The 267-nt window shown below is 65.9% G+C and carries 1 pseudogene; it reads left to right on the top strand.

The window, feature by feature from the left end:
- Positions 1-267, top strand: a pseudogene (locus tag SB816_RS32120) (coproporphyrinogen III oxidase); the annotation flags it as partial.

Below are 267 nucleotides of genomic sequence, written 5' to 3'. Positions count from 1 at the left end.
GTCGACCTGATCTACGGTCTGCCGCACCAGACCGTGCAAAGCTTCCGGCGCACGCTCGACACCATTCTGATGCTCGCGCCCGACCGCCTGTCGGTGTTCGGTTATGCGCACATGCCGCAGCTCTTCAAGATGCAGCGGCAGATCGACGCCGCCGCGCTGCCCACGCCCGCCACGCGGCTCGCGCTGCTGCAACTCGTGGTCGAGCAGCTCACCGACGCGGGCTATGTCTACATCGGCATGGATCACTTCGCGCTGCCCACCGACGAA

It is taken from the genome of Achromobacter sp. SIMBA_011, from assembly GCF_046535435.1.
In the GTDB taxonomy this organism is placed as follows: domain Bacteria; phylum Pseudomonadota; class Gammaproteobacteria; order Burkholderiales; family Burkholderiaceae_B; genus Achromobacter; species Achromobacter dolens.
The sequence above is the reverse complement of the archived record's forward strand: the minus strand, read 5'-3'. Positions and strand labels throughout refer to the sequence as shown.